The 12,826-nt window shown below is 57.1% G+C and carries 13 protein-coding genes and 1 pseudogene; 4 read left to right on the top strand and 10 right to left on the bottom strand.

Annotated features, from left to right (window positions below; translation table 11 throughout):
• Positions 1 to 63: 63 nt before the first annotated feature.
• The 5 genes from CJU81_RS06225 to rplM all read right to left on the bottom strand — a co-directional run bounded on the left by CJU81_RS06225 (position 64) and on the right by rplM (position 3,738).
• Positions 64 to 843, bottom strand: coding sequence for a cytochrome c1 (locus CJU81_RS06225; RefSeq protein WP_095035937.1), 780 nt, complete (start codon positions 841 to 843; stop codon positions 64 to 66).
• Positions 843 to 2,054, bottom strand: coding sequence for a cytochrome b (locus CJU81_RS06220; RefSeq protein WP_016779512.1), 1,212 nt, complete (start codon positions 2,052 to 2,054; stop codon positions 843 to 845). Before CJU81_RS06220 ends, CJU81_RS06225 begins: the two co-directional genes overlap by 1 nt.
• The gene (gene petA, locus CJU81_RS06215; protein ID WP_083369776.1) at positions 2,054 to 2,647 is read right to left on the bottom strand and encodes a ubiquinol-cytochrome c reductase iron-sulfur subunit; all 594 of its coding nucleotides are present in this window, start codon (positions 2,645 to 2,647) and stop codon (positions 2,054 to 2,056) included. Before petA ends, CJU81_RS06220 begins: the two co-directional genes overlap by 1 nt.
• A 255-nt stretch (positions 2,648 to 2,902) precedes the next feature.
• Positions 2,903 to 3,295: a 30S ribosomal protein S9 gene (rpsI, locus tag CJU81_RS06210; protein ID WP_003216038.1), complete on the bottom strand. Its 393-nt coding sequence runs from the start codon at positions 3,293 to 3,295 to the stop codon at positions 2,903 to 2,905.
• Positions 3,296 to 3,309: 14 nt separating this feature from the next.
• Positions 3,310 to 3,738, bottom strand: coding sequence for a 50S ribosomal protein L13 (gene rplM / locus CJU81_RS06205; RefSeq protein ID WP_007917032.1), 429 nt, complete (start codon positions 3,736 to 3,738; stop codon positions 3,310 to 3,312).
• Between the two features lie 246 nt (positions 3,739 to 3,984).
• Between rplM and CJU81_RS06200 the strand changes: the two genes are divergently transcribed.
• The 3 genes from CJU81_RS06200 (at position 3,985) to CJU81_RS06190 (ending at position 7,389) form a co-directional block, all read left to right on the top strand.
• Positions 3,985 to 5,025, top strand: a complete 1,041-nt coding sequence (locus CJU81_RS06200; protein ID WP_095035936.1) for an NADP(H)-dependent aldo-keto reductase — start codon at positions 3,985 to 3,987, stop codon at positions 5,023 to 5,025.
• 269 nt (positions 5,026 to 5,294) lie between these two features.
• Positions 5,295 to 6,230 (top strand): GlxA family transcriptional regulator, encoded by a 936-nt coding sequence (locus CJU81_RS06195; protein WP_176464808.1) that lies wholly within the window; start codon positions 5,295 to 5,297, stop codon positions 6,228 to 6,230.
• A gap of 136 nt (positions 6,231 to 6,366) precedes the next feature.
• Positions 6,367 to 7,389: an asparaginase gene (locus CJU81_RS06190; RefSeq protein ID WP_095035934.1), complete on the top strand. Its 1,023-nt coding sequence runs from the start codon at positions 6,367 to 6,369 to the stop codon at positions 7,387 to 7,389.
• 45 nt (positions 7,390 to 7,434) lie between these two features.
• Here CJU81_RS06190 and zapE read toward each other — a convergent pair whose 3' ends face one another.
• From zapE to CJU81_RS06175, 3 genes are all read right to left on the bottom strand, one after another.
• Positions 7,435 to 8,529: a cell division protein ZapE gene (zapE, locus tag CJU81_RS06185; RefSeq protein WP_095030382.1), complete on the bottom strand. Its 1,095-nt coding sequence runs from the start codon at positions 8,527 to 8,529 to the stop codon at positions 7,435 to 7,437.
• A 91-nt stretch (positions 8,530 to 8,620) separates the two neighbouring features.
• Entirely contained in the window at positions 8,621 to 9,976 is a 1,356-nt protein-coding gene (locus CJU81_RS06180) for a tryptophan--tRNA ligase (protein WP_095035933.1), read from the bottom strand.
• A gap of 24 nt (positions 9,977 to 10,000) precedes the next feature.
• Complete coding sequence (locus tag CJU81_RS06175) at positions 10,001 to 10,636, bottom strand: alpha/beta hydrolase (protein WP_095035932.1); 636 nt, start codon at positions 10,634 to 10,636, stop codon at positions 10,001 to 10,003.
• A 139-nt stretch (positions 10,637 to 10,775) separates the two neighbouring features.
• Between CJU81_RS06175 and CJU81_RS06170 the strand changes: the two genes are divergently transcribed.
• Entirely contained in the window at positions 10,776 to 11,210 is a 435-nt protein-coding gene (locus tag CJU81_RS06170) for a YhcB family protein (RefSeq protein ID WP_016779504.1), read from the top strand.
• Between the two features lie 148 nt (positions 11,211 to 11,358).
• On the opposite strand, the gene CJU81_RS06165 is transcribed toward CJU81_RS06170, so the two are convergent.
• A complete protein-coding gene (locus CJU81_RS06165) occupies positions 11,359 to 12,081 on the bottom strand; it encodes an OmpA family protein (protein ID WP_016779503.1) in 723 nt (240 codons plus the stop codon).
• A 91-nt stretch (positions 12,082 to 12,172) separates the two neighbouring features.
• Positions 12,173 to 12,334 (bottom strand): annotated as a pseudogene (locus tag CJU81_RS24215) (MBL fold metallo-hydrolase); the annotation flags it as partial.
• Between the last annotated feature and the right edge of the window lie 492 nt (positions 12,335 to 12,826).

The raw sequence follows: 12,826 nt of genomic DNA, 5'->3' as shown, positions 1-12,826 counted from the left end.
CACTGTTACCTTTTCAGAGACACCCTCGGGCGCGCACGATTAACAGCATTGCGTGTAACTATATCAGTGCACATCTTTCCAGTATTCGCGCTTGAGCAGATAAGCGAATACAAAGAGGAAGGCCAGGTAGATCAGCACGTAAGTACCGATGCGCTGATGCTCCAGCTTCACCGGGTTGGCCGAGTAAGCCAGGAAGGTCACAAGATTCTTGATCTTCTCATCGAACTGCTCTTCTGTCAGGGCGCCGGTTTTTGGCAGCACTGTCAGCTGGTCGCACGCTTCATGTGTCAAAGGCGTGCCGGTGAGCGGATCATACTGCTTCTTGCCGTCTTCGACGATCTGAACTTGCTTGCAACCGATAACCTGACGACCCTGCAACGGTGCCAGCACGTTGGGCATGCCCACGTTCGGGAACACTTTGTTGTTCACACCCCAGGGGCGCGACGGGTCTTCGTAGAAGGCACGCAGGTAGCTGTAAAGCCAGTCTGTGCCACGCACACGGGCCACCAGCGTCAGGTCCGGCGGTGCAGCACCGAACCAGGCCTTGGCGTCGTTGGGCTGCATGCCGATTTTCATGTGGTCGCCAATCTTGGCACCGGTGAACACCAGATTATCGAGCATGACTTCATGGGGAATGCCCAGATCGTCAGCAACACGCTCGTAACGCTGGAACTTGGCACTGTGACAACCCATGCAGTAGTTGGCGAACGTACGCGCGCCGTCCTGCAGGGCCGCCTTGTCAGAAACATCGATGTCGACCTTGTCGAGCTGCACACCCTGTTCGGCCGCAAAGGCGAACACAGGCATGGCCGCGAGCATCAATACCGCAAATAGCTTTTTCATCAGCCAGTCACCCTTTCCGGAACCGGTTTGGTCTTCTCAAGCCTGGTGTAGAACGGCATCAGAATGAAGTAGGCGAAGTACAGGAACGTACACACCTGCGACAACAGCGTGCGGCCCGGGGTCGGCGCCAATACGCCCAACACACCCAGAATCACGAAGGAGATGCAGAACACCCACAGCCATACCTTGCTCATCCAGCCTTTGTAGCGCATGGATTTGACCGGGCTGCGGTCAAGCCAGGGCAGCACGAACAGCACGGCAATCGCGGCGCCCATGGCAATGACACCCAGCAACTTGTCCGGGATGGCACGCAAGATCGCGTAGAACGGCGTGAAGTACCAGACAGGGGCAATGTGCTCCGGCGTTTTAAAGGCGTTAGCCTGTTCAAAGTTCGGTTTTTCCAGGAAGTAACCGCCCATTTCCGGGAAGAAGAACACAATCGAGCAGAAGATAAACAGGAACACCACCACGCCGACAATGTCTTTCACGGTGTAGTACGGGTGGAATGGAATGCCATCCAGCGGTATGCCGTTTTCGTCTTTGTGCTTCTTGATATCCACGCCGTCAGGGTTGTTGGAGCCGACTTCGTGCAGGGCAAGAATGTGCAGCACCACCAGCCCCAGGATCACGATAGGCAAGGCCACCACGTGCAGGGCGAAGAAGCGGTTCAGGGTAATACCGGAGATCAGGTAGTCACCACGAATCCACTGGGTCAGGTCGTTACCGATAACCGGGATAGCACCGAACAGCGAAATGATCACCTGGGCGCCCCAATAGGACATTTGCCCCCATGGCAGCAGGTAGCCCATAAAGGCTTCAGCCATCAGTGCCAGGTAAATCATCATGCCGAACAGCCAGACCAGCTCACGGGGCTTCTGGTAAGAACCGTAGAGCAGGCCGCGGAACATGTGCAGGTAGACGACGATAAAGAACGCCGATGCACCGGTAGAGTGCAGCAAGCGCAGAATTGAACCGTATTCGACGTCACGCATGATGTATTCGACAGAAGCAAACGCCTCTTCTGCCGACGGCGTGTAGCTCATGGTCAGCCACACACCGGTGACGATCTGGTTGACCAGAACGAGCAGTGCGAGAGAACCAAAGAAATAGAAGAAGTTGAAGTTCTTCGGGGCGTAATACTTGCTGAGGTGGTCTTCCCACATTTTGGTGGCGGGGAAACGGGCATCTACCCAATCCATGAACTTGCTCATTACGCGTTCTCCCCATCGAGGCCAACGACAACAATGTTGTCCGTCTCATAGTAGTAGGGCGGTACTGGCAGGTTCAGCGGCGCTGGCTGGGCCTTGTAGACGCGGCCGGCCAGATCATAGTGCGAACCATGACAAGGGCAGAAATAGCCACCTACCCAGTCCTTGCCAAGATCAACCGGCGCGACCTCAGGACGGAACGTAGGCGAGCAGCCCAAGTGGGTGCAAATACCGATCAACAGCAGAATTTCTGGTTTGATCGACCGCAGCTCCGGATTTACATAAGCAGGCTGATCAGATTGCTTGGAATCCGGGTCAGCAAGCTGCCCTTCAATCTTCTTCAGATTTGCCAGGATTTCCTCGGTGCGACGTACGATGAATACCGGCTGGCCACGCCACTCAGCAATCATTTGCTGACCTGGCTCGACCTTTGCAATATTCACTTTCACCGGTGCGCCAGCAGCTTTCGCCTTGGCACTGGGAAACCACGACCCCACGAACGGGACCGCCGCCCCCACCGCTCCTGCAGCACCCACCACGGATGTGGCTGCTACGAGGAAGCGACGCCGGCCGACATTTACGCCGTCATTGCTCATTCAGTCCTCTCCCATCAGCTTTGTGGCCTGTTAAATCAGGCATCTACTAAATATGCAGCTATTACTTATAAAAATTTTGCAGAATGGTAATGAAAAGCCCCTAGTCTTACAAGGTAATTACCGCTCTGGGGCGGCTACAAGCCTTGTAGTATAGGCGTTTGCTGGATGTGGCAAGTTGTCACACCGTTAAATCATCGCCCATAAAAAAAGCCCAGCTCCCGAAGGAGGCTGGGCTTTTTTGAACGAAGCTGCGAATTAACGCTTCGAGTACTGCGGACGCTTACGCGCTTTACGCAGACCGACTTTCTTACGTTCAACTTCACGAGCATCGCGAGTAACGAAGCCAGCTTTGCGCAGAGCGCCACGCAGGGTTTCGTCATACTGCATCAGTGCGCGAGTGATACCGTGGCGGATTGCGCCAGCTTGACCACTTACACCACCACCGATCACGGTGACGTAGATGTCGAATTTCTCGACAGTCTCAGTCAGTTCCAACGGCTGACGAACTACCATGCGGGCAGTTTCGCGACCGAAGAAATTCTCCAGAGTGCGGTTGTTGATGGAGATGTTACCGGTACCCGGACGCAGGAAAACGCGAGCGGTTGCGGTTTTACGACGGCCAGTGCCGTAGTTTTGAGTCGCCGACATAATGAACTATTCCGTTAAAACTTCAGTTCTTGGGGCTGCTGAGCAGTATGAGGGTGAGCAGCGCCCGCATAGACTTTCAGCTTACGGTACATGTCGCGACCCAGTGGGTTTTTAGGCAGCATGCCTTTAACCGCGGTCTCGATCACGCGCTCAGGAGCTTTGGCGATCAGCTTTTCGAAGTTGATCGACTTAATCCCGCCCGGGAAACCGGAGTGAGAGTAGTACATCTTGTCAGTGGTTTTAGCACCAGTAACACGGATTTGCTCAGCGTTGATAACAACGATGTAATCACCGGTGTCAACGTGCGGAGTGTATTCCGGCTTGTGCTTGCCACGCAGACGGCTCGCGATCTCGGTGGCCAGACGACCCAGGGTCTGACCAGCAGCGTCGACGACAAACCAGTCGCGCTTTACTGTTTCTGGTTTAGCAGTAAAAGTTTTCATTCTTTATAGCCTCAGGGGCCGCCCTGTAAATTAGACGGCGGATCTTACTGAATAGTGCGTACTTTGACAAGTCAAAGGCAGCCGGATACAGACGCTATCGGGGGCTCGGGTCAGCGCGTCCGTTCAACGGCAAGATTCTTCGGCAGGCGGCGCATCACTTCCACTGCAGAAAGAGGTGGGCAATTATCCAGATTGCGCAAAAAATTACAACCTGCTTTTATGTTTGTTTACCCGAAGGAGCACCCGATGGACTACCGAAAGCTTGGCCGCACCGATCTGAACGTAAGCGCAATCGCCCTCGGGACCATGACCTGGGGCGAGCAGAACACCCAGGCTGAAGCCTTCGAGCAGATCGCTTACGCCAAAGATGCCGGCATCAATTTTATCGATACTGCCGAGATGTATCCGGTGCCGCCCAAGGCAGAAACCTACGCCACCACCGAGCGCTACATCGGCAACTGGTTCAAGGAGCGTGGTGATCGCGCCGACTGGGTACTGGCGAGCAAGATCGCCGGCCCCGGCAATGGTATCGACTACATTCGCGACGGCAACCTCAAGCACAACCGCGCCCATATCGTGCAAGCCCTGGACGCCAGCCTCAAGCGCCTGCAAACCGACTGGATCGACCTTTACCAGCTGCACTGGCCCGAGCGCAGCACCAACTTCTTCGGCCAGCTTGGCTACACCCACAACGCCGAAGAAACCTTTACCCCGCTGGAAGACACCCTCGAAGCGCTCGACGAGCAGGTCAAGGCCGGCAAGATCCGCCATATCGGCCTGTCCAATGAAACGCCATGGGCCACCATGAAGTTCCTGCAACTGGCCGAAAGTCGCGGCTGGCCGCGCGCCGTATCGATCCAGAACCCCTACAGCCTGCTCAACCGCAGTTTTGAAGTCGGCCTTGCAGAAATCGCCATTCGCGAACAGTGCGGCCTGCTCGCCTACTCGCCCCTGGCGTTCGGCATGCTCACCGGCAAGTACAGTGGCGGCGCCCAACCGCCAAAAGGCCGTCTGAGCCTCTACAGCCGCTTCTCGCGCTATTCAAACCCGCAGGCCGTGGCTGCCAGCGAACGCTATGTTGCACTGGCTCGCGAACATGGCCTGGACCCGGCGCAAATGGCCCTGGCTTTCGTCACCCGACAACCGTTCGTCACCAGCAACATCATTGGCGCCACGACGATGGAGCAACTCAAAAGCAATATCGCCAGCTTCGACCTGAAACTGTCGGATGAGGTATTGGCCGGCATCGACGCCATCCACAAGGACCAGCCAAACCCGGCACCTTGACCCACTGCCCCCCTTGTGGGAGCGGGCTTGCTCGCGATGACATCCATGGGGTTTCTCTGAAACACCGCATCGTCTGCATCGCGAGCAAGCCCGCTCCCACAAAAGCAGCAACCTCTGGACACACAGGAAAAAACATAAGACGATCCAGCCGTAAGTTGACCAATTTCACCTATAAGAATAATCAAAATATGTCTATGTCTAATCAACTCTCCACGCCCCTGCGGCGTGTCAGCATTTTGGCCATCGATCGGGTTTTCGCCTCGACCCTGATGCATGCCAAGGACTTTTTTCACCTCGCCAGCCTGCGTCACGGCAAACAGTTGGGCCAAGGCCTGAACGCTACCTTCGAAACCCGCCTGGTTAGCCCGGACGGCAAACCGGCCATCAGCTTCAGCAATGTGGTGCTCCCCGTGGACGGCGGCCTGGAGGACACTGACATCATCATCCTCCCGGCCTTCGGTGACGATTTCGACACCCTGTGCCAGCGTTATCCCCAAGTACTGCCCTGGCTGCGCGAACAGCATGCCCGCGGCGCTGTCCTGTGCGCAGAAGCCACCGGAGTATTCTGGCTCGCTGAAGCCGGGCTGCTCGATGGCAAAGAGGCCACCACCTACTGGCGTTTCTTCAACACCTTTGCCCGTCGCTACCCCCAGGTACACCTCAACCAGGACAAACACCTCACCGACGCCGACAACCTCTACTGCGCCGGCGGCCCGACTTCAGCCTGCGATCTTTACATCTACATGATCGAGCGTTTTTGCGGCGCCAATATCGCCCAGGCCGTGGCCCGCGACATCCTTTACGAGGTGCAGCGCAACTACACCCCGGGGCGTATCGGCTTTGGTGGCCAGAAGCTGCACCAGGACGTGATCATCCTGCAAATCCAGCATTGGCTCGAAGAGCACTTCGCCGACAAGTTCCGCTTCGAAGACGTCGCGCGCGATCACGGCATGAGCATCCGCAACTTTATGCGCCGGTTTCAGCTGGCCACCGGCGACAAACCCCTGCACTACCTGCAGCGCCTGCGCATAGAAACCGCCAAGGGCCTGCTCTCGGCCACCCGCAAAAGCATCAAGACCATCAGCTATGACGTGGGCTATGACGACGCAAGCTTCTTCGCGCGGCTGTTTCGCCAACATACCGAACTGTCACCCAACCAGTATCGTCAACAGTTCCTGCACGCTGGTGTAAATCAGGTCGCTTAAAAACTAAGCGATAGACTACACACCAAGCAGAACAATCTGATTCCTCCGCCCGCCCAAAAAGCCTCTGATGTGAAACGCCCTCAACAGGGGCACTCACAAGAAGAGGCTTAATCGGCCCCTGGTGGAGGTACGCCGCATGGCGCAACAACTCAATCACCACACCCTGCCCCTACTCTCTATCGGCGCCCTGGGTGGCACCGTGAGCATGCGTGCGACCCAACCCGGCGCAGGGGCCACTCCCGTGATCACTGGCGAAGCACTGCTTGACGGCATTTCGCAATTGCACGAAGGGCTGGACGTCCATATCGAGACCCTGTGCCTGGTGCCGAGCGCCTCGCTGGATTTCAACCTGTTGCTTGAAGTGCTGATCTGGGCTCAGGAACAAGTGAAGCTGGGCGTGCAAGGCGTCGTCATCACGCAAGGCGCAGACACCCTGGAGGAAACCGCGTTTTTCCTTGATCTGCTATGGAGTGACGATGTGCCATTGGTGTTGACCGGCGCCATGCGCCCCAGCGACCAGCAAGGTGCTGACGGCTCCGCCAACCTGACAGACGCGTCCAGGGTCGCCCTCGACGCGCAGAGCCGCAAGCGCGGCGTGCTGGTGGTCATGAACGGGCAGATTCATCAAGCACTGCATGTGCGCAAAAGCTCGGCAATGGCGCTTGAGGCTTTCAACTCAGCACTTTTCGGCCCTGCGGGGCTGATCATCGAAAACCGCGTTATCTATCTGCGCAAAGCCAGTGCGCGCACGGTTCTGCCCATGCCGCGCTCCACTCATCACAAGGTTGCACTGTTGCCGGCAACCCTGTCTGCCGACACCGTACTGCTGGAACATGTGCTGGCTCTGGGATATGACGCGCTAGTGGTCAGTGCCTTCGGCGCCGGGCATGTCAGTATCGATTGGGTCGATCTGATCGACCAGATCACCACCGAAATTCCGGTGCTGGTGGCGACCCGAACAGGTTCGGGCTCCACCGCCGAGGCCTCTTACGGATTTATCGGCAGCGAAATGGACCTGATCGACCGCGGAGCGCTGATGTGCGGTTTTTTGTGCCCGTACAAGGCGCGGATTCTTATATGGCTGCTGATCGGTGCCGGACTGGGCCGTGAAGTTGGTAAACACTTGCAGCGCCTGGGGTTCAAGGCGACCGAAGGCTGAAACCGGCACCCTAAAAAAAGGCCTGCAATGCAGGCCTTTTCTCGACTAGGGCTTGTGCGCCCGCGTCAGGTATTCATGGGACTGCATTTCCAGCAAACGGCTGAGGGTACGCTGGAACTCGAAGTTCAGGCGCCCACCCTTGTACAGGTCTTTAAGCTCAACTTCGGCCGAGATGATCAGCTTGACGTTACGGTCGTAAAACTCATCGACCATGTTGATAAAACGCCTGGCGATATCGTCCGTTTTCACTTCCATCTGCTCGACACCGCTAAGGATCACGGCGTTGAAGATTTTACCAAGCTCGATGTAGTCATTCTGGCTACGCGGGCCGTCGCACAGCTCGCGAAAATCGAACCAGGCCACATCATCACAGGTACGCAAGGCACGGATGGTGCGGTTTTCGATGATCAGATCATCGTTTTCGATCGCCCTGTTGGAGTTATGCGTCAGCGCTTTGAAGCTCTCACGCAGGCTCTTCTCGGACTCTTCGTTCAGCGGGAAGTGAAACAGTTCGGCCTGCTCAAGGTGACGCAAGCGATAGTCGACGCCACTGTCAACGTTGACGATTTCGGTGTTCTGTTTGATCAAGGCAATCGCTGGCAAGAAGCGCGCCCGCTGCAGGCCGTCCTTGTACAGTCCGTCCGGAACAATGTTCGAGGTCGCCACCAGGGTTACGCCGTTTTTGAACAGTTCTTCCATCAAGGTGCCGAGAATCATGGCATCGGTAATGTCCGATACAAAGAATTCGTCAAAACAGATCACCCGCGCCTCATCAGAGAAGCGCTTGGCGATGATGGTCAGCGGGTTCTTTTCGCCATTGAGGGTGCGCATTTCTTCATGCACGCGCTTCATGAAGCGGTGGAAGTGGGTACGCACCTTCTCCTTGAACGGCAGGGCATCGAAAAACGTATCGACCAGGTAAGTCTTGCCACGGCCTACGCCACCCCAGAAGTAGAGGCCCTTGACCGGCGTCAGCTCCTTTTTGCCGAACAGCTTGCCGAACAGGCCGGGCTTGCTCTGCGAGGAAGCGACCAGGTCGTCGTACAGACGCTGCAAATGGCGCACAGCGTTTTCCTGCGCGGCATCGTGGAAGAAGTCCGGGCGTTTCAGATCTGCTTGATATCGTTCTAGAGGCGTCATAATTCGTTAGCAAGGCAACAAAAACGGGCCGACACTGTAGCGACGACCCTTGGGAATGGCAATCAAACCTGAGACGAAACGTCGCAGTTTCTCAGTCTTGCGCAGGCACCAGGGCCAGTCGCAAAGCTTCGATCGCCGCATCACGCGCCGCACTGTCGGCAAAAGCCGGGCTGTCGGCCACACAGGCGTCACCCAGCCAGACGCTGAAGCTCAGCGCATCGCTGCGTACATCCAGCGGCTCACCGGCTTGCAGTTGCTTGGTGACCTGCCCCGCCGCCTTGCCATCGGCAAAACTGCGCGACAACAGCAATTGCTCGCCATCAGCTGCCAGCAGGCGGAAACGGAAACTGCCGTCTTCGTCACGGAAGCTGACAAAACGCGGCCCCTTGGCGGCTTTCTTTTTGCTGGTGGCGGCCGTTTGCGCGGCGCTGACGAACGAGCGCAGGCCAACTGCTTCGCGCAACTGGGTCAGGAAAGGTGCCGCGATCTTGCGGGCTTTTTGCGCGCCGGCCAGCAGGATGTCTTCCATATCATCAGGACGCGACATCAAGTCGTGGTAACGCTCGCGGGACTCGCCCAGCTCGGCATCCAGCAGCTTGAACAGGCGCTCTTTGGCCTCACCCCAGCCCAGGCCCTGCAACAACTCGCTGCGGAACTCAGCCGCCTGCACGGGCGTCGAGAACGCCTGATACAGGGTGAACAGGTGCGCGTTGTCCGGGTCTTTGGCTTCGCCCGGAGCACGGGAGTCAGTGACAATGCGCGAGATCGCGCTTTTCATGTCCTTGGCGCTGCTGAACAACGGAATGGTGTTGTCATAGCTCTTGGACATCTTGCGACCGTCCAGGCCCGGCAAGGTAGCTACGCTTTCTTCGATCAGCGCTTCGGGCATGGCGAAAAATTCTTTGCCATTGCCGAACAGGTGGTTGAAGCGCTGGCCAATGTCGCGGGCCATTTCAACGTGCTGGATCTGGTCACGACCCACCGGCACCTTGTTGGCGTTGAACATCAAGATGTCCGCTGCCATCAGCACCGGGTAGCTGTACAGGCCCATGGTGATGCCCGCATCCGGGTCTTCACCGTTTTCCAGGTTCTTGTCCACCGAAGCCTTGTAGGCGTGAGCACGGTTGAGCAGGCCCTTGGCCGCCACACAGGTCAGCAGCCAGGTCAGCTCCGGGATTTCCGGGATATCGGACTGGCGGTAGAAGGTCACACGCTCGACATCGAGACCGGCGGCCAGCCAGGTCGCGGCGATTTCCTGACGCGAGCGCTGAATGCGCAGCGGGTCATCGCACTTGATCAGGGCGTGGTAGTCGGCCAGAAAGTAAAACGAATCGGCATTGGGGTCGCGGCTGGCCACGATCGCAGGGCGAATGGCCCCGGCGTAGTTGCCCAGGTGCGGCGTACCGGTGGTGGTGATACCGGTGAGGATACGAGTACGAGTGGTCATGGGTAATCGCTTATCAGGCTGCAATCAATTCGAAAGGCGTGGCGCTACCAACTCTTTGAGCTCAGGCAGCTTGCCGTGAAAAAAGTGTCCGCATTCTGCCACTTTCAGCAGCTCATGGGGGCGTGACAGCTCGTTTGACCAGTTATAGACCAGCTGCGGGTCGATCACTTCGTCGGTTTCAGGCTGGATAACCGTGAGCGGGCAGTTGTGGGGCAAGGTGTCTTCGTCACGCAAACGCATCACCGCCGGTGCCACCATGATCAGCCGCGATAACTGCTCGCCTTCAGCTTCAAGCCGGCCGCCGAGGCTGGCAGCAACAAAACCACCGAACGAAAAACCGAGCAAAGTGATCGGCAAGTCAGGGTGTTTGGCACGCAGCCAGCGAGCGGCGGCCAGCGCATCGTCGACTTCGCCGGTGCCCATATCGTGGCTGCCTTCACTGGCGCCGGTGCCACGGTAATTAAATCGCAAGGTAATCATGCCAGCATCACGGGCAGTACGCTGCAGGGTCGAAACTACTTTATTCATCATGGTTCCGCCCTGCACCGGATTGGGGTGGCACAGCAGCGCAAGGCCCTTTGGCTCAGCAGAATCAAGGTACAGGGCTTCCAGTTGGCCAACCGGGCCAGCAATTACTACGGGGGTTTCGCGGGTAAGCAAGAGGGAACTCCGTGACCTCAGATTGGGTCGACTCGTCTAGCTGATAGATTCTGTCTGACATATTTGCGAGTGCATCGCGGTATACAGCGCAGGTCCGAGCCGTTAACGTAAAGCAAAGCCGTTTATAGAGGAAGGACTCGTGGAACACTCGCTCTTGATTTGGTTGTTGCCGACTCTCGCCCTGGTTGCCGGTGTCGCCATTGGTTTTCTGGTTGCCCGTCTGCTGCCCAATGCCGTGCCTAATCGCACGCAGCGTCAGCTGGACGACATCCAGGAACGTTTTGACAGTTACCAAAGTGAAGTGGTTACCCACTTCAACACCACCGCCAACCTGGTGAAGAAACTCACACAGAGCTATCAGGACGTGCAAGAACACCTCGCCGAGGGCGCCAACCGTTTGGCCCTGGACGAGCAGACTCGCCAACGCCTGCTGGCTGCACTGCACCCGGATGTGCCACAACCGCATCGCGAGCGCATCACCCCGCCGCACAGCACCGAGCCGCCTTTGGACTACGCGCCAAAAAGCCCCAACGGCCCGGGCATGCTCGATGAGCATTACGGTCTGAAGAAGTAAAAGTTGCACACAACAAAAAGCCCCGCGATCTGCAAGGATCGCGGGGCTTTTTGTTGTGTGTCTCAAGCATGCATCGCAGCCTTCGGCAGCGACTACAGCAGCTGAAAACCTGTAGTCGCTGTCGAGGAACGAAGGCTGCGATCAAGCGTTAAGGGTACTGCTGTACCTGACCCGGCTGCTGGTACTGCATGCCCGGGATTGGCGCCAGCGTCACCTGTACGCGACGGTTCTGTGCACGGCCATCTGCGGTGGCGTTGCTGGCAATCGGATCAGCCGGGCCCATGCCTTTGACTGACAGGTACTGGCCGCTGACACCCTGGGACGTCAGGTAGGTAGCCACGCTCTGCGCACGCTGCTGGGAGAGCTGCATGTTGTAGTTGTAGTTACCGGTGCTGTCGGTGTAACCCACGATCTGGATCAGGTTCTGGTTGTTGAACTGCTTGAGCGAGTTGGCCAGGTTGTTCAGCGGCTGGTAGAAGCTTGGGGCAATATTGGCCGAGTTGGTTGCAAACGTGATGTTGCCCGGCATCACCAGGGTGATGTTGTCGCCCTGGCGCTGAACTTCAACGCCCGTGTTGGCCATGCTCGCACGCAGGGCTGCTTCCTGCTTGTCGGCGTAATAGCCATAACCCGCAGCCCCCAGGCCCGCTACAGCAGCGCCGATCAACGCGCCCTTGCCACGGTTGTTATGGTCGATGGCAGCACCGGCCACAGCACCGGCCAGAGCCCCCAGGCCACCGTAGGTGGCAGTCTTGCTCAAGCCCGTCCCGGAAGACGCCTGGCCCTGGTTGTCATACGGGTTAGGCGTAGCGCAGCCAGCCAGCAAGGCAACCGCACTTGCAGCAACAATCAAACGACGCGAAATGAACATGGTGAAGCTCCTGATCAATCTTTCTAGGGGCAAAGGCCATTGGCGTTAGACCTTTATAGGCCTTGGAACACAGCCAAAGCCAAAAATTCCATTAATAAACGCAAGCGCGGAGAAAATGACTTTCGCACATTTCATCACCCTGAAGCGTATCCGGACCGTGCCCTGTAAACACCCGAAGGGCTTCGTCCAAGATGCACAGGCGCGACTTGATAGAACAAACGATAGTTGCCCAATCGCCCCCCCACAAATCTGCGTTTCTGATAGAGCGATCAAACGACTAGCAAAGCATCCGGATGCGGACTCTGCCCATTCACCAAGGCGCCATCTGCACAGGCCTGTCATCAGCGCAATTGAACCGGCAAATCCCCCTGCACGTCATGCAGCCCTGCTTAAGTTGCGGAACATCCCCATCAGATATGGCAAGATGCCATCAGCCTGAGAGATACAAACATCCTTGACTGTACTACCTGAGTCGCACCGAGGCACTCACCTGCATCGCTATAAAGTCAGGCGCTTATCCGTAAAATCCAAGGAGCAGTTGTTATGAAACAACAATGGACAAAGCTCGAAGCCTGGCTCAAAGCCAGCAATCCCTCCCTATTAGCAGACCTCAACCCCCCCGCTTCCGATACTGTTATTCAAAGGCTTGAACAACGACTAGGGGTGACTGAATCGCCCCGGGTTTCCTAGACACTCTCCAGGCTCGCTGCGTAACGCTTTTCAAACTCTACCGGTGACAGCTGAT

The sequence above is a fragment of the Pseudomonas fragi genome (assembly GCF_002269505.1).
In the GTDB taxonomy this organism is placed as follows: Bacteria; Pseudomonadota; Gammaproteobacteria; order Pseudomonadales; family Pseudomonadaceae; genus Aquipseudomonas; species Aquipseudomonas fragi_D.
The sequence above is the reverse complement of the archived record's forward strand: the minus strand, read 5'-3'. Positions and strand labels throughout refer to the sequence as shown.